At 39.9% G+C, this 16,899-nt stretch carries 16 protein-coding genes and 1 riboswitch; of the genes, 10 read left to right on the forward strand and 6 right to left on the reverse strand.

Translation table 11 applies throughout. From position 1 onward, the window contains the following. Nucleotides 1–22: 22 nt before the first annotated feature. Nucleotides 23–460, reverse strand: coding sequence for a Dps family protein (locus tag LD028_RS17605; protein ID WP_012574110.1), 438 nt, complete (start codon nt 458–460; stop codon nt 23–25). Nucleotides 461–651: 191 nt separating this feature from the next. Between LD028_RS17605 and LD028_RS17610 the strand changes: the two genes are divergently transcribed. Together LD028_RS17610 and ytzI are read left to right on the forward strand one after the other, a co-directional pair. Further along, on the forward strand, nt 652–1,827 hold the full coding sequence (locus LD028_RS17610) for an RNA-guided endonuclease InsQ/TnpB family protein (RefSeq protein ID WP_237812550.1): 1,176 nt from the start codon (nt 652–654) through the stop codon (nt 1,825–1,827). 163 nt (nt 1,828–1,990) lie between these two features. Continuing rightward, nucleotides 1,991–2,131, forward strand: a complete 141-nt coding sequence (gene ytzI, locus LD028_RS17615) for a YtzI protein (RefSeq protein WP_237812551.1) — start codon at nt 1,991–1,993, stop codon at nt 2,129–2,131. 18 nt (nt 2,132–2,149) lie between these two features. On the opposite strand, the gene LD028_RS17620 is transcribed toward ytzI, so the two are convergent. Then, complete coding sequence (locus LD028_RS17620) at nt 2,150–2,623, reverse strand: S-ribosylhomocysteine lyase (RefSeq protein ID WP_077429334.1); 474 nt, start codon at nt 2,621–2,623, stop codon at nt 2,150–2,152. Between the two features lie 129 nt (nt 2,624–2,752). Here LD028_RS17620 and yidD point away from each other — a divergent pair, with 129 nt between their 5' ends. The 8 genes from yidD (at nt 2,753) to LD028_RS17660 (ending at nt 11,962) form a co-directional block, all read left to right on the forward strand. Then, nucleotides 2,753–2,977, forward strand: a complete 225-nt coding sequence (gene yidD / locus LD028_RS17625) for a membrane protein insertion efficiency factor YidD (protein WP_237812552.1) — start codon at nt 2,753–2,755, stop codon at nt 2,975–2,977. A gap of 77 nt (nt 2,978–3,054) precedes the next feature. Continuing rightward, nucleotides 3,055–4,236 (forward strand): GTP-binding protein, encoded by a 1,182-nt coding sequence (locus tag LD028_RS17630; RefSeq protein WP_237812553.1) that lies wholly within the window; start codon nt 3,055–3,057, stop codon nt 4,234–4,236. 98 nt (nt 4,237–4,334) lie between these two features. Beyond that, nucleotides 4,335–5,306, forward strand: a complete 972-nt coding sequence (locus LD028_RS17635) for a metal ABC transporter substrate-binding protein (RefSeq protein ID WP_237812554.1) — start codon at nt 4,335–4,337, stop codon at nt 5,304–5,306. A 95-nt stretch (nt 5,307–5,401) separates the two neighbouring features. Beyond that, nucleotides 5,402–6,730: a cytochrome ubiquinol oxidase subunit I gene (locus LD028_RS17640; protein ID WP_237812589.1), complete on the forward strand. Its 1,329-nt coding sequence runs from the start codon at nt 5,402–5,404 to the stop codon at nt 6,728–6,730. Between the two features lie 11 nt (nt 6,731–6,741). Then, nucleotides 6,742–7,782, forward strand: a complete 1,041-nt coding sequence (locus LD028_RS17645) for a cytochrome d ubiquinol oxidase subunit II (RefSeq protein ID WP_237812555.1) — start codon at nt 6,742–6,744, stop codon at nt 7,780–7,782. A 93-nt stretch (nt 7,783–7,875) separates the two neighbouring features. Then, nucleotides 7,876–8,078: riboswitch (cobalamin riboswitch) on the forward strand. Between the two features lie 110 nt (nt 8,079–8,188). Beyond that, nucleotides 8,189–10,468: a ribonucleoside-diphosphate reductase subunit alpha gene (locus LD028_RS17650; RefSeq protein WP_237812556.1), complete on the forward strand. Its 2,280-nt coding sequence runs from the start codon at nt 8,189–8,191 to the stop codon at nt 10,466–10,468. Between the two features lie 11 nt (nt 10,469–10,479). Then, nucleotides 10,480–10,971 carry a flavodoxin domain-containing protein gene (locus LD028_RS17655; RefSeq protein ID WP_237812557.1) on the forward strand — a complete coding sequence of 164 codons (492 nt, stop codon included), beginning with the start codon at nt 10,480–10,482 and terminating at the stop codon, nt 10,969–10,971. Beyond that, nucleotides 10,925–11,962, forward strand: a complete 1,038-nt coding sequence (locus LD028_RS17660) for a ribonucleotide-diphosphate reductase subunit beta (protein ID WP_237812558.1) — start codon at nt 10,925–10,927, stop codon at nt 11,960–11,962. The genes LD028_RS17655 and LD028_RS17660 overlap by 47 nt, the downstream gene beginning before the upstream one ends. A gap of 22 nt (nt 11,963–11,984) precedes the next feature. On the opposite strand, the gene LD028_RS17665 is transcribed toward LD028_RS17660, so the two are convergent. Genes LD028_RS17665 through LD028_RS17680 form a run of 4 tightly spaced genes read right to left on the reverse strand, consistent with a single transcriptional unit; the run spans nt 11,985 to nt 16,849 of the window. Then, nucleotides 11,985–13,940 carry a beta-propeller fold lactonase family protein gene (locus tag LD028_RS17665; protein ID WP_237812559.1) on the reverse strand — a complete coding sequence of 652 codons (1,956 nt, stop codon included), beginning with the start codon at nt 13,938–13,940 and terminating at the stop codon, nt 11,985–11,987. Between the two features lie 49 nt (nt 13,941–13,989). After that, nucleotides 13,990–16,056, reverse strand: coding sequence for a hypothetical protein (locus tag LD028_RS17670; protein WP_237812560.1), 2,067 nt, complete (start codon nt 16,054–16,056; stop codon nt 13,990–13,992). Between the two features lie 39 nt (nt 16,057–16,095). Beyond that, a complete protein-coding gene (locus LD028_RS17675) occupies nt 16,096–16,542 on the reverse strand; it encodes a diverged REC-like domain-containing protein (RefSeq protein WP_237812561.1) in 447 nt (148 codons plus the stop codon). Nucleotides 16,543–16,549: 7 nt separating this feature from the next. After that, nucleotides 16,550–16,849 carry a DUF2325 domain-containing protein gene (locus LD028_RS17680; protein WP_237812562.1) on the reverse strand — a complete coding sequence of 100 codons (300 nt, stop codon included), beginning with the start codon at nt 16,847–16,849 and terminating at the stop codon, nt 16,550–16,552. Nucleotides 16,850–16,899 lie beyond the last annotated feature (50 nt).

The raw sequence follows: 16,899 nt of genomic DNA on the forward strand, positions 1-16,899 counted from the left end.
ATAAGGTGGGACCACTCCCACCTTATCCGAGAAACGATTTGAGCATCCATACATGTTTTTCTAAACTTTGATGAATGCCTAAAAGCATATCGCCTGTTGTTTCATCTCCAATTTCTCCGGCGTAGTCCATGCCAGCTTTCAATTCTTCAATCATCGTTTCAAAATCGCGAACAATTTCCGCTACCATTTCTTCCGCCGTTTCATTTCCTTTTGCTTCATGTACAGATGCTACCGCTAAATAATCTTTCATCGTTGCTAGCGGTTTTCCACCTAATGCTAATAAACGTTCTGCTAACTCATCAATATGCAGTGCCGCTTCATTGTACAACTCTTCAAATTTTGTATGCAACGTAAAAAACTGCGGCCCTTTCACATACCAATGGTAGTTGTGTAATTTTACATATAACACGTTCCAGTTTGCAATTTGTTTGTTGACAATATCAATTAATTTTTCTTTCACACTAATTCCCTCCTCGATTATAAACTTTCCCCTTCTTCATTGTAACAAACAAAAAATTTTTTGGAAAACGATACGCTTTCATATTAAAATGGAGGATGGAGGCTTTTGACTGTTCATGATAAATATATAAATATTTATAAAAATCTGATGATCATTTTATGTGAAAAAAGTCAAAAAGGGGCTGGGAGAAGATGATTCGCACGTACAAAGTCATGCTTCTGCCCAACAATAAGCAAAAGACGAAGCTTTTTCAATGCGCAGGTGTTGCCAGATGGGCGTATAACTTTGCATTAGCGCAACAACAAGAAAATGATAAACAAGGTGGCAAATTTTTAAGTGATGGCGAACTAAGAAAAAGATTAACGCAGCTCAAACAAACGAAAGAGTACAGTTGGCTCAATCAATTCTCAAACAACATCACAAAACAAGCGATCAAAGATGCGTATCAAGCCTACAAAAACTTTTTTGAAGGACGGGCGAAGTTTCCGAAGTTTAAAACAAAAAAGCGAACACGCCCAAGTTTTTATCAAGACACCGCCAAAATCAAAATCACCGACACGCATGTGAAACTAGAGAAACTGACGCCTTCCAAAAAGAAAAATAGACAGAAATTCAATTGGATCCGTCTTGCTGAAAGAGGACGTATTCCTCACGGTGCACATATAAAGTATGTCAATCCGCGCATCGTGTTTGACGGACTTCATTGGTTTTTAACGGTCGGTGTAGAGGAAGCGGAAGTGAAACATGGAACATACAACGAAGGCATTGGTATTGATTTGGGAGTAAAATCGTTCGCTACCGTCAGCAATGGGATGACATTTCCTAACATCCATCACATGCCTCAAGTGAAAAAGCTTGAAAAACAAATGAAGCGAATGCAAAGAAAAATATCGCGAAAATATGAAATGAACAAAATCCAAACAGAAAGGGGGGAATTCCGTTACAGAAAAACGGAAAACATCAAGAAACTAGAATTCCTTGTTTTGAAAAAACGCCGAAGGCTAAAAAATACCCAGCTAAACTATACCCACCACATCACCACGACGTTGGTGAAAACCAAGCCAGCGTATGTCGTGATGGAAGACTTGAATACAAGTGGCATGTTAAAAAATCGCAAGCTATCGAAAGCGATTCAACAACAAACATTCCACGAGTTCAAGCGGCAAATGACGTACAAATGTGCATGGCATGGGATCGAGTTGATCGTGGCGGATCGCTTTTATCCTTCAAGCAAAAAGTGTAGCCGTTGCGGTCATGTAAAAGAGAAGCTTTCTTTATCCGAACGGACGTATCGCTGTGAGGCGTGTGGGCTAGAAATGGATCGTGACCTCAACGCAAGCATCAACTTGAAAAACTATGTCAAGTAAAGCACAACATGTACCCATCCGTTAGTGGGGAAGTGAAGCCTTCGGAGCGCCAAGGAAACGAGAGTAGCGTTTCGCGAAATCGGGCGCGATGAACAAGGAAGGAAACATAGACTTTTATAAGTTTCTTATAAAGTCTTGTAAGTTTTCTGTAACGGGATATTGTATGTTGCTCACTTTTATTATTTCTATCATCATTGTATTTGTCGTGCTCATTTTAAGCGTTTTAACGACCTCAAAAGCATACAAATACAAACATACTATTGATGAATTGCCGAATGAAAAAAATAAAGGTTCAGACATGTAGCATCTGAACCTTTATTTTTTAACCAAATACTTTTTTCAATTGTTCTTTTGGCTGCGATAGCCAATATCGCATAAGTCGCTTAGCTCCTTCTAAATCGTGCAATTTCGCTTGACCGCACTCTTTTTCCGTTGCAGCTGGCACTTCTGTAACCGTCAATGCCTCATTCATCGTCGCCTCAAGTAAATCAATAATTTCTTCGACTGTTGGCGTGCCACTAACGACTAAATAATACCCCGTTTGACATCCCATCGGAGAAATATCGATAATATCAAAATGAGCGTATTTTTCAGCATGCTTACGAATGTGCACCGCTAGTAAATGTTCAAGCGTATGAATCGCTGCCGGTTGCATCGCTTCTTTATTTGGTTGACAAAAGCGAATATCAAATTTATTCACAACACCGTCGCTACCGACTTGATGAACACCACAATGGCGAACGTACGGTGCTTTGACCGCACAATGGTCTAGTTCAAAGCTTTCTACTGAAGGCATATATGTCACCTCTTTTTCAATTGTTACGTTTTTATCATACACAAAAGTCCGACTTTTTTCATCTTTTTTTGTTGGAATTGTTTCGTCCAACTATGTTACAATAAGAAAAAATAGGGGCGGGCGTATTACATGAAACATATATTCATCTTACTCATTCGTTTTTATCAACGATTTATTTCCCGTTTAAAACCACCGACATGTCGCTTTTATCCGACTTGTTCGCATTACGGATTAGAAGCGATTCGTCGCTTCGGTGCACTTAAAGGAGGCTATTTAACAATCAAACGCATTTTAAAATGCCATCCATTTCATCCAGGTGGATTTGATCCTGTGCCAGAGAAAGAGCAAAAATAGTTGCCCTTTCTCTTTTTTTTCGATATGATAAACGTTGTAAATCGTAATAATTACGCTTTATCAAAAGGAGGAGGAAAATGAAAATCCCTGTTACCGTATTAAGCGGCTATTTAGGTTCTGGAAAAACGACGTTGCTTAATCATATTTTAAATAATCGTGACGGATTAAAAATCGCTGTCATCGTCAATGACATGAGTGAAGTCAATATTGACGCTGAATTAATTAAACAAGGCGGGTTTTCGCGTACAGAAGAAAAGCTTGTACAAATTCAAAATGGGTGCATTTGCTGTACGTTGCGAGAAGATTTAATGAAAGAAGTTGAAAATCTTGTTAATTCAGGAAATATCGATTATATCGTTATCGAATCATCGGGCATTAGCGAACCGATTCCTGTTGCTCAAACGTTTACGTACATTGACGAGGAGTTCGGGATCGATTTAACATCGAAATGTCGATTAGATACGATGGTTACGGTCGTCGATGCTCATCGTTTTTGGCATGATTTCGCTTCCGGTGAAACGTTATTAGATCGCAAACAAGCGATCGATGAAACAGATGTGCGTGAAGTCGTTGATTTATTAATTGACCAAATTGAATTTGCGAACGTGCTCATTTTAAATAAAATTGATTGTATTTCGGAAGAAGATGCGGACGAATTAGAAGCACTTCTTCGTAAATTAAACCCAGAAGCGAAAATCATTCGAACAACGTACGGAAAAGTGGCACTTCATGACATTTTTAATACCCGTTTATTTGATTTTGAAAAAGCAAGTCAATCGGCTGGATGGATGAAAGAACTAAACGAAGAACATACACCTGAGACGGAAGAATACGGTATTTCTTCTTTCGTATATCGCCGCCGTAGACCGTTTCACCCTCAAAGACTTATGCGCTGGCTTGAAAACTGGCCGGTTGAAGTCGTTCGTGCAAAAGGATTTTTCTGGCTCGCGTCGCGCAACAATATGTGCGGACTTCTTTCTCAAGCTGGACCGTCCATTATGATTCAAGGGGCTGGCGAATGGATTGCCACATATCCTCCACATGAACGTGAACAAATTTTACAACAAGAACCAGAATTACGCGCCAAATGGAACGATACGTATGGTGATCGCATGACAGAACTCGTGTTTATTGGAATCGATATGGATGAACAAGCCATTTCTTCTTCACTCGATACATGCTTATTAACAGATGAAGAAATGAGCAAAGATTGGTCAACATTTGTCGATCCACTCCCACCATTTGTTTCTGTTTCATAGTTTTCAAATCGTAACGATTACGATATAATAAAACAGGAGTGAGAAAGATGTTATCTGACGATCAGAAACATCTTTCTTTATTTGGAAGGAGGAAGAAGATGAAGGTAAAAACCATTTTATCCATTATACTTACGAGCACACTGCTATTGTTTGGATGCTCGCAACAAGAACAGACGAATGAATCGAAGAATGAGGAAAAAAACGATCAACTTATCGTTTATACAACTGTATACCCTCTTCAAGACTTTACTGAAAAAATTGGTGGCAAGCACGTTCAAGTGGAAAGCGTATATCCTCCCGGCGTTGATGTGCACACATACGAACCGACGGCAAAAACGATGCAACAAATCGCAGATGCTGACGCTTTCATTTACATCGGTCAAGGAATGGAAGGATTTGTTGACCGCGTTGTCAAAACGTTAGAAAATGAACACGTCAAGTTCGTGGAAGCAACAGCTGGGATGGAATTGCTTCCAGCCAACGATACTCATGGAGACGAACATGCTCATGAAGATGAACACGCCCATGAAGATGAGCATGAGCACGGTGATGTAGATCCTCATGTCTGGTTAGATCCGATATATTCAATCCAAATGGCTGAAACGATTAAACAAACGTTAACAAAACTAAAACCGGAAGCAAAAGACGATTTTGAACAAAACTTCGCTTCATTAAAGCAACAGCTTGAACAACTCGATCAACAATTTCAGCAATTAATAAAAGAAGCAAAAAGAAAAGAAATTGTTGTTGCTCATGCCGCATACGGCTATTGGGAGAAACGATATGGCTTAAAACAAATAAGCGTGACTGGGCTATCGCCAACAAACGAACCGTCACAAAAGCAGCTTGCTTCGATTATTCAAATCGCCAAAGACCATGACATACACTATATCTTTTTTGAGCAAAACGTAACATCGAAAATTGCTGAAGTTGTGAAAAACGAAATCGGAGCTGATGTACTTATCCTTCACAACTTAGAAGCACGAACAAATGATGATATAAAAAACAACAAAGACTACTTCGCAATTATGAATGACAACATCTCTGCACTAAAAAAAGCTCTACAATAAGCGATCATAACGGTCGCTTATTTTTTTGCATATTTTTTCCCTTTTCAAATCAAACTAGGAGACGACAATGTATGGAAAGGGATGAACATTTCGGTATGGACCACGTATTAACCGCAAGAACGCTTTTTGGTACAACGATGGCATTTCACATTATTTTCGCCACCCTTGGCGTTGGAATTCCGCTTATGATTTTATTGGCTGAGCTACTATATCAAAAAACAAAAGACAATGACTATGCCATCATGGCAAATCGTTGGACGAAAGCGCTCGCCATTTTGCTCGGTGTAGCGATCCCGTCTGGAACGATTGCGGGCGTACAACTTTCTCTTTTATGGCCCGGTTTTATGGAAGTAATCGGAAAAGTGATGGCACTACCATTTCAAATTGAAATTTATGCGTTTTTCGTTGAAGCGTTATTTTTATCCATTTACGTATATGCAGCTGACCGCATTTCACCAACGATGCGCATCGTAAGCTTAATATTTGTGGCCATCGGGGCAGCTGCTTCTGCCATTTTAATTACGAACGTACATGCCTTTGAAGGTACACCGACAGGCTTTCGCATTGAAAACGGGCAAATTGTTGACGTCGATCCATGGAAGGCGTTTTTTAATCCGAGCTTTGCCGTCACAGCCACACACGTTGTTTTATCCGCCTATATGACCGGATCGTTTATGATCGCTTCCATCGCTGCCTATAAGATGTTGAAAAATAAACATAACGAGCGCATTCAGCTTTTTCATAAAAAAGCACTGATGCTCGGGTTAACAGTCGGTGGCGTATTTTCTTTACTCACGGCAATAAACGGACATGAATCAGCTCAACTTCTTCATGAATATCAACCAGAAAAATTAGCGGCTGCTGAAGGATTGTTTGAAACGCAGTCACACGCTCCACTCGTTATCGGTGGTTTTACAGATCGCGAAACACAAACAGTAAAATGGGGAATTGAAATTCCGTGGTTACTTAGCTTTTTAGCTGGTAATCGCTTCGATACCGTCGTTGTCGGGTTAAATGATTTTCCAGAAGAATGGTGGCCCCCTCTATTCGTCCATACACTTTTTAACGCCATGGTCGGAATTGGCATGTTTCTTCTCCTACTTTCAACTGTCGGGTTCATTTGGCATCGCATAAAGAAACAACATACATTTCCAAACTGGTTTATGCGAACAGTTGTTACTGCTGGGCCGCTCGCTCTTCTCGGCATTGAATTTGGCTGGATTTTTGCTTGCACAGGCAGACAACCATGGGTCATTTATCGCATGATGACAACGGCAGAAGCTGTAACACAATCAACAAATTTAGGAACACTTTTTCTTTTATTTACGTCCATTTACGTATTTTTACTCATCGCCGTCGTGCTCGTCTTGCGATCGTATTTTCGCCGCCATCCGATTGAACAACAGTTGTCTATAAACATATAGAAAGGAGCAAGATGATGACAGATGAATTAATTGCGATTTCAATTTTATGGGGATTTATTTTTATTTACGCCGTCATGGCGACGATGGACTTCGGAGCAGGTTTTTGGTCGATGGTATATATGAATCGTCCACAAACAAAAGCAACGAAAATCGCAAATCGATATTTATCGCCAACATGGGAAGTAACGAACGTCTTTATCGTCGCGATCGTCGTAGCGCTCGTTAGCTTTTTTCCTGGGGCGACGTTTATACTTGGAACGATCTTGCTTATCCCTGGTAGTATTATTTTACTTTTGCTTACCGTTCGTAGTGCATTTCTCGTTTTTTCGCACGTTGCCCCTAAATATGAAAAAGTGCTCATTTACATTTCAGGCATAAGCGGTTTGCTTATTCCAGCATTTTTAATTAGCGTCTTGCCCATTACACATGGGTCTTTCGTTGAAACAATGAATGGTGTCAGTCGTCTTCGGCTCGATCGTCTGTTTACAAGCCCACATGAGTATGCGTTTATTGCCTTTGCGATTACAAGCACGCTTTTTCTTTCTTCGCTTTTATTAGCGGATTACTCAAATGAAGCGAATGAAGCGGAGGCATATGCGATCTATCGTCGCGATGCGCTTATTATAGGACCATTCGCCCTTCTCTCCTCGATGTTGATTATGATTACGATGCGAAATGAAGCACGGTGGCTATACGATGGAATGATGTCTCATTGGCCATGGCTTGTCGTTTCCGTCATATTGTTCCTTTTAGCTGGCGGGGCGCTTTTTCTTCCCCCATGGAAAAAGAAACATGGACGCGGAATACCGCGTCTTGCGGTGGTTGCGATCGTTTTGCAATATTTTTGTGCGAGCTATGCATATGGGAAAGCTCATTTACCGTATATGATTTATCCGAATGTAACCATTGAGTCGGGATTTACACACCCGAATACGTTTCGTGCCTTATTTTTGACGTATATCGTTGGTTTTGCAATTTTATTTCCAGGATTCATTTATTTTTGGCGGCTGTTTATGAAAGATCGACGCTATGTAGCAAAGGATGAAAAATAATGATTGCAAATGTTGAGATTTTTCGTTATAGTTTTAAACGTAAACCTTTTTCACACAATATATTGTGATGATAAACAAGATAATAACTATATATTGAAACCGACAAGTGAAGGTGTCCAAACGGACTTAATAGGGAATCTGGTGCGAATCCAGAACTGTCCCCGCAACTGTGTGCGCAGACGAAATGGAAACAACACCACTGTATATGTCAGCTGTTTTATGGCGCATATATGGGAAGGAATCCAAAGTAGGAAGAAGCGCAAGTCAGGAGACCTGCCTTCCTTGTATCGTTTCATATTCTTCGGGGATTGAGAAGATGAAACGATGGTAAAAGCATGCCTTTTTCCATCGTTTCATCCGCTCAACGAGAGCGGATTTTTTTATTTTCTAGGGGAAGGGATGTTATATGGTGTACATAAAACAACAAACAGAAGTAAATGAAGAAACGATCCGCACATTATTGTTTCATATTTTCAAAGATTTTCCACACTTATCAAGCGAGCGATACATCGAGCGTACGATACGGTCGCTGACGTATACAAAATCATACGATGACATGATGAACAAACTCATTTTAAATGCACTTGACGAAATCACCGTAGAACAACCTGATTGGACGTTTGTCGCAGCACGCCTTTATTTACAACAGCTATACAATGAGGCTGCTATAAATCGGGGTTATGATGTATCCGACACATACCGCTACTTTTATGAGTTACAAACAATGCTCGTTGATCTCGGTATTTACGATCCGTTTGTACTTGAACGATATACGAAAGAAGAACTACAAGAAGCGGGGACATGGATCGATCCGAAAAAAGACGAGCAATTTACATACATCGGATTACGCACACTCGTTGATCGTTATTTAGCGAAAGGATATGACGGAGAAATTTATGAGTTGCCACAAGAACGCTTTTTAACCATTGCTCTTACGCTGATGGTGAATGAGCCAAAAGAAAAACGAATGGAGCTTGTCAAAGAAGCGTATTGGGCGTTATCGAACCAATACATGACGGTCGCTACACCAACGTACGCCAACGCAGGTAAATCTTACGGTCAATTATCGAGTTGTTTCATTGATACAGTCGACGATAGCTTAACCGGCATTTATGAATCAAATACAGACGTCGCGCGTTTATCAAAAGGCGGTGGAGGGATTGGTGTATATTTAGGTAAAATTCGGGCACGCAACTCGGATATTAAAGGATTTAAAGGCGTATCGTCTGGTGTCATCCCATGGATGCGTCAATTAAACAATACCGCTGTATCGGTTGACCAGCTTGGTACGCGACAAGGAAGTATTGCCGTCTATTTAGACGTTTGGCATAAAGACATTTTCTCATTTTTAGACGCGAAACTAAACAACGGCGATGAACGGCAAAAATGCCATGATTTATTTTATGGCGTATGCATCCCTGATTTATTTATGGAACAAGTCGAAAAGCGTGGCGATTGGTATTTATTTGACCCACATGAAGTGAAAAAAGTGATGGGGTGGAAAGATAAAGATGGGAATCCGCTAGGTCTTGAAGATTTTTACGATGAAGAACGAGGGTGTGGTTCGTTCCGCGAAAAATACGAAGAATGTATCAATCACCCAGAGTTAAGTAAAGAACGTGTACCCGCCATTGAAATTATGAAGCGCATTTTAAAATCACAATTAGAAACGGGTACACCTTATATGTTTTATCGCGACGAAGCAAATCGAATGAATCCAAATAAACATGCGGGCATGATTTATTCTAGCAATTTATGTACGGAAATTATGCAAAATATGAGCGCGACTACCGTAACAAAAGAGTATACGCAAGATGGTGAAATTATTATTCATAAAAAGCCAGGCGACTTTGTCGTTTGTAACTTATCTAGCATTCATCTCGCTCGCGCCGTACAAGACGATGTACTCGAACGATTAATTCCGATTCAAGTGCGTATGCTCGATAACGTCATCGACTTAAACGAAAATCGCATTGAAGTGTTGCAAGCGGTGATGACAAATAAAAAATATCGGGCAATCGGTTTAGGTGCATTTTCATGGCATCACTTATTAGCGTTAAAAGGAATCAAGTGGAATAGTGAAGAAAGCGTTGATTTCGCTGACAAGCTATTTGAAAAAATCGCTTATTTAACGATTCGAGCAAGCATGGAATTGGCGAAAGAAAAAGGAGCATATCCGGCGTTTGCAGGTTCTGATTGGCATACAGGGAAATATTTTGACCTTCGCGGTTATCATTCCCACGATGAGTTAGATTGGGATGAGTTAAAAGAGCAAGTGATGAGACATGGAGTGCGGAATGGGTATCTCATGGCGCCTGCGCCAAACGCTTCGACATCCGTTTTAGCAAACGGAACGGCGTCATGCGACCCTGTCTTTAATCGCTTATATTTTGAAGAAAAGAAAAATTATAAAATTCCTGTTACCGTTCCTGATTTAAATGCCAAAACATTTTGGTTTTACGAAAATGCCTATGAAGTGGATCAAAAGATGAGCATTCGTCAAAATGCCGCTAGACAAAAACATGTCGATCAGTCGTTAAGTTTTAATCTTTACGTATACAACACGATTAAAGCGAAAGATCTTTTGGATTTACATTTAACGGCATGGAAAGAACGGTTAAAATCAACGTATTACGTTCGCAGCACTGCCGTAACGATTGAAGAATGCGATGTTTGCTCATCGTAGGAGGATAAAAAATGAACGTGCTTATTTGCTATACATCGAAAACAGGAAATACAAAAGAAGTCGCTCTGTTAATAGAAAAAGCTTTTTACTCATACGGACATGCGGTGAAAACGATCGATATTGAACATATATTTGCGATCGAATCGCTCATTCATGAGGCGCATCTTCTTTTATTCGGTTCATATACATGGGGAAATGGACAACTTCCAGATGAAATGAGGAAGCTACTTCGTTTTCTTATCAAAGAACGAAATCTTCCTTTGCCTCCTGTTGCGCTGTTTGGCACAGGAGATCAAATGTGGCCATACTATTGCCGTGCTGTCGATGAAATGGAGTACCATTTACGAAAAGTGACGACTGTGCTCGGCACGTTAAAAATTGAACAATCACCGCGCGGCCATCAACAACACTTACCGACTGTATTCGTACAACAGCTACTAGAGGAGGTTGACCGTTTTGTTATTGACGAAAGTAAAATTGCTCGAGCCGTCGCATCCAAATAAAGCAACGAGCATTATCAATGGAAAAGCAAGCGGCATTTTAAACTGGAACGATATCAAATATAGCCATTTTTACGATATATACAAAATGTTGCTCGGCAACTTTTGGACGCCGTTTGAAATTAATATGTCAGATGATATTAAACAATGGCATGCGTTAAGTGAACGGGAACGGGATGCATTTTTACACATTATCGGCTTGCTTTCAATTTTAGATTCTGTTCAACCAAATTTTATTGGGGCGATGAAAGAATACATTACCGATCCGAGCGTCAAAGCAATTTTTTCGATTATCGAACAGCAAGAAGTCGTTCATAATCAATCGTACTCGTACGTTCTTGCTTCGATCGAAAAATTATCCGAGCAACATCGTGCGTTTGAAATGGCACGAACAAATCCGCACATTTATAAGCGAAATGAACACGTCATTCTCGTCTATGAAGCATTTCGCGAGCAACCAACGGTGGAGACGTTTTGCCGCGCGCTCGTCGCTTCGCTCGTCTTAGAGGGGATTAATTTTTATTCTGGGTTTGCCTTTTTTTACAATTTGGCAAGAAACCAAAAAATGCTCAAAACATCAACGATGATTAGTTATATTAATAAAGATGAGCTATGCCATAGTTACTTTATTTCTCAACTTGTACGCGCAGTGTTATGGGAAAATCCACAAATTGATGAAAATGGAGCGTTTTCTGCGTGGATATATGACTATATCGACGAAGCCATTCGTTACGAAACAGAATGGTCGCGCTTTGTGTTGCGCGATATTGATGGCATTGACGTCATCGAAATGGAAAAATATATTGAGTACCTTGGAAATAAACGGTTGCGCATGCTTGGATTAGACGATCGCTATGACGCGGATGAAAATAGCATGCCTTGGATTCGCGTCTTTAGCGATGAAAATGTAAACTTAGGCAAAACCGACTTTTTTGAAGCCCGTCCACGTTCATATACGAAAACAACCGATGTGAACGGGTTTGATGAATTGTAAAAAGGTGGGTCATCCCACCTTTTTACTCTAGTGATCGTACATATGCCGCAATTTGCTTTATTTCTTCTTCGCTAAGCTGCTCTACTTCTTTTATCCGGTGACGTACAATAGCTTCTTCAATCGTGCTTGCGCTTCCATCATGTAAATACGGGGCAGTCGCCCACACGCCACGCAATGTAGGGGTATCCCACTGTTTTGGAGTTCGCGGGTTTGTAAATTGTGCACGGGCGTCCCCAGCCGAAGGGCGATCAAGTATATTCGTTGTTCCAATGTCGTGCAAAAAAGACGTTTGTGCTGTAGTCAGTTGTCCGTTACTATTTACCGCTTTTACACTATCTGTAAAGTACGTCCCTCCATGGCAACTTACACAGTTCCCTTTTCCAAAAAATAATTTTTCTCCTTTTTTAGCTATAGGTGTCAAACTTCCATCCTTCTCTCGATAAGGACTTTTAGGAACAGGAAATGAATGGGGGTCATCGAGATACGCAAAAAGCGCATCAAACATGTGCTGAATATCATCCGGTAACGGTTTACTAGGATCGTATTGTAACATCCCTCCCATCTCTCCTTGGACGGTATGAATATAGTCAGTAAAGTCATCTCGTGACCCATCCCACATAAACAGTCCTGTTTTCGTCGCTAAAATATTGCTTGGTACATTTCTAGGTCCTTTAGGTGTTAACAGTGTCAAACCATTGATATCGCCATCACTATGACAAGATGCACAACTCATCCAATTATTTTTTGTAATCTCAGCTGCATATTCATCACTATTTGCGCTATAAAATATTTTTTTCCCTTCCCTTACAAGTGGAGATAATGAATCTTTAGAAATGAGAGAAATATTTTTTTCCGTTTGTCTCGCTTTTGCGTATATTTGTTCCCCACCTGTTTTGATAATTGCGATTTCATGACTCATCGCCTGATGTATATACAATGTTTTTCCATCTGGGGAAATAACAATTCCTCTCGGATTATCTCCTTCAATTCGTCGTAATACTTGGGTAGCATTGCCCCCTCGGGCAAGATCGAAAACAACGAGATCTTCACTTCCAGACATAATGGCATACGCTTTTTTCCCGTTAGGATGAAACGTAATATCGTATGGATTGGACACAATGATCGTCTCATTATTTACATCTGTAACATTGATTTCTTCAAACAACTCTTTTCTTTCATTTAATATTTCTTCATCTCTATCTAAACGAATAACAGAAATAGCAGGAAAAACTGTCTCCTCAAAATGAATCGGTGTATCGATATTTGTTAATAAATGCGGGACATACGCCCTCTTCCCATCAGGAGTAATCACAAACTGCTCTAATGTATTTGGAATGCCTTGACTTTTTTTACGGTCATCCCGATCGGGTGAGAGTGCTAATGAGATACGTTTTATGATTTTTCCTTTTCTAGCATCAATGACAGTAATTTTCCCCTCTAAATAATGAGGCACATATAATTTTTTCCCATCTGAAGTAATTGTTACTGTTCGTGGCCGATCACCTATCTGAATATCTTTTTTTACTTTTCCATCTTGTAAATCAATGATAGATAATGTACCTGACCGATAATTTGCAACATATAACCAACGACCATCTTGGCTCGTTACTAAGCCAAACGGTTCGAGACCCGTTTTAATATGACCAACTACCTTTTTCTTTTTCAATGAAATAACATCTACGCGATGATCGTACATACAGGACACATATAAAAATTGTTCGTCAGGACTTAATGTTAATTGGCGTGGCTCACGTCCGACAGGAATTTCTATCTTTTTCTTCTTTGTTTTCGCATCGACAATCGTTACAGTAGGCACATCAATATTTGCAACATACAATTCATTACCAGCTCGGTTAATAACAATATTGTTACTGTTGACTGCCACATGGCGCAGCTCCGATTGATTGGACATAAACATCGGTTGTTTCGTACACGAGGCTAGAAACAACATAGAAAGAAAGAGTGCCCATCTTTTCATATTTATCCCCCCACGTAGAGAAGGGCGGTCGGTTTATACCGTCCGCCTTTTACTTTTCTTTTACTTCAACATTAACAAGAATCGGAGCTATTCCGTACGGACCGTCTCCCGCTTGGATTTGTGGTACATTATCCCCGTCTGTATTACCAGACTGATCATCTTTTTTATACACGTCCCCAGTGTCCCAAAACTCACTTGCCTGCATCCCTTCTTTGATGCTAGGCCCGTCAATAATAAGATTATAAAAGTCTACATAACGTGAAATAATTGTTTCACGATCTAGCTCTTTCGGCTGTTGTTGATCTTGATCTATGTTGTTTAAATGATTTACGGCCAATCGAAATACACTTGAAAGCGCCCCTGCTACAAACGGATCGTATTTCATCTCATCTTTGGCGGTTTTATAAACATGCAACGTCTTATCCCAGAAATGTTGATCCATCGCTACATAAATATGACGTGCAGCTTCCCGATACTTCTCTTCTTTTGTAGCTAGAAATGCAGCCGTTAATCCCCGAATCGCTCCAAGCTGTGAAAGAAGCGTTGGCTCTGATTCATCTACTCCTTCTCCAACTGTAAAACCGTTTGCAACAAGTCCATCCGTTCTTATTAGCTTTGCAACAATGAAATCAGCCTGCTTCCGAATAAGTTCAAGAGCCCGTTTTCCTTCCTCTGTATGCAAACCTTCTGCTTCTTCTCCATTCGCATAGCCAACCGGTAAGCCGTCAATTGCTCGTTGAAACATACGGAGTGCTTCCATTGTATAACCTGCATCGAACACGTTCATATGCTTGCCTTGCTCTGTGCCACTATGTTCCTCCACAAATGTTCCTAATTCATCATTGAAGTGCATCGCATCTACGTTTTTAAAAATTGTAAGCAAAATATCCCGATTCACTGAATAAGGATCGTCACTTCGTATATCGTTGTTTTCGTTCTCATCAATGTTTTCATTTGGTGCTTTTGGATAAGGTTTGCCGTCAAAAACAGCTAAAAACGCTGGATTTTGATTTTTGTTTGCCTTTCGTTGATCCGTCATACCAAAAAACTCAGCCGCCGGCCATAACATAAGCCATTGATCTTGCAAAAAGCTACGCTTATCTTTCAAAATGAGCTGTTGAGCATCAGGTGCTTGATTATCTCCATTTTCAACAACTTCAACTTGATGTGGCAAATATACAAATCCTTTTTCCGGATCATAAGTTCCTTTGTTCAATGAAGTAAGCTTGTCATTTTTTGCATCATAAAATAAATGGTCACGAATAAACAACAACTTATTCCATATTTGCTCAGTTAAAATCATTCCTTGCATTCCATCAGCCGAACTAACCCCTAATGCAATATTTGAATGCTGATCATCATTTGCCGTTTTTGCCTCTACTTCTTCGTCCTTATCAACCGTATGGAACGCACTTAAAAAATCACCAGCCCATAAAGCTTGTTTTAAAAACGTTGCCCCGTAAGCTGCAGGAACAAGCATTTTATTCATTTTTTCACGAGCCCATCGCAACGTTTGGAAATCTACTTGGTACACTGGGACGTACGTACCGTCATCATTTTCTGCATATATGTCTGTGTCCACTTGTTGGATGTAATGTGGATCCCCACTTTCATACTCAATGAATGTAGGAAACATATTGCGAAATATTTCTTCGTGTGGATATCCAACTTGATCAGCAAGTAAATAAAAACGTTCAGCCAATACTTCATGACCTTCTTTTCCGCTTTGTTTCGCTAATTTTTTTGCTATAGGACCGTGAATAAGATGCAAACCGAGCCCTGATTTTTCCGTTACCTCATACATCGCTTCCTCAGAATATTCGTAAGATTCTACCCCTGCAATATAATCAAACTCCGTCGGTTCATTTATTTTTCGAACATCTAACAAATCTAAATCTAATCCTAATCCTTCTGCTAAAGGTTCACCAGACAGTTCAAACTCTGAATACGCAAACATATTTCCTGCTGTTCGAAACGTGTAATCAGTTACCGGAACTTGAATCGCAGTTTCTGTTTCTTCTTTCTTTCTCTTCTTTGTCGTTGGTTCGGCACAACCACTAACGACAAGCGATGAAGATAAAGAAATAGCCAAACCAACTTTCATCCATTTCCCCATAATCTCCCTCTTTCTAAAATTGAAATTCATTATCAAATTTTATGATACTCGATACACATGTTTTGTCAACAAAAAATGGATGACACCATTCATTGACATACGATACATATAAATTTTTTCAGGTCTGGTATGAAAGTTTTGTTCAAACATATGTATCGCTTTGGGAAGAGAGAATGAATCAACAACAAAAACGTTCATACATGATGGGACAACGCACGTGTCAGACGTACATGATGTGGTAATAAAAGCATCATGAGCATCTAATATGTGAACAAACGACTGATCGTTCGCAACAAAGCGAAGCAAGTAATCCGTCATTTGTGCTATCGTTTTATAATATGTAACGGGAGAGTCACAAGAAGCGATCGGAAACGATGATGTTGCCCGTTCAATTCCTTTTAGCAACGTAAGTGATGAACGATGAGGTGGAGATATGCTGTAATGATAAGTTAATACTTCATTTAAAAACGGTTGCCACAACGTCATCTCCCCCTTAGTTCACTCGTTTTAGCTCCCCCATTTGCTCAATGACAGCCTGAATGGAACTCCATGAACGCTTTACAAAATAAATCGGCTTATGTTGATCTTTTGCTTTTTGTTTAATGACCTTTGCTAAATTGTGGTTAATGTAATCCGTCATGACAAATACGATATCGACATGCTCTGGAATTTGTCGCTTCACCATATTCACTTTTCGACCATCTAAATGAATAATCTCCTGAAATCCTGAGTTTTTTAATTTATCGGTAATGTTTCCTAAATGATCTGCTCCAACAACTAATAATGATGACATGTAACTCCCTCCGAATTTTTTGTCTTATCTTGCACAATTTCATTCTAATT

The organism is Anoxybacillus sp. LAT27, from assembly GCF_022030075.1.
Taxonomy (GTDB): domain Bacteria; phylum Bacillota; class Bacilli; order Bacillales; family Anoxybacillaceae; genus Anoxybacillus; species Anoxybacillus kestanbolensis.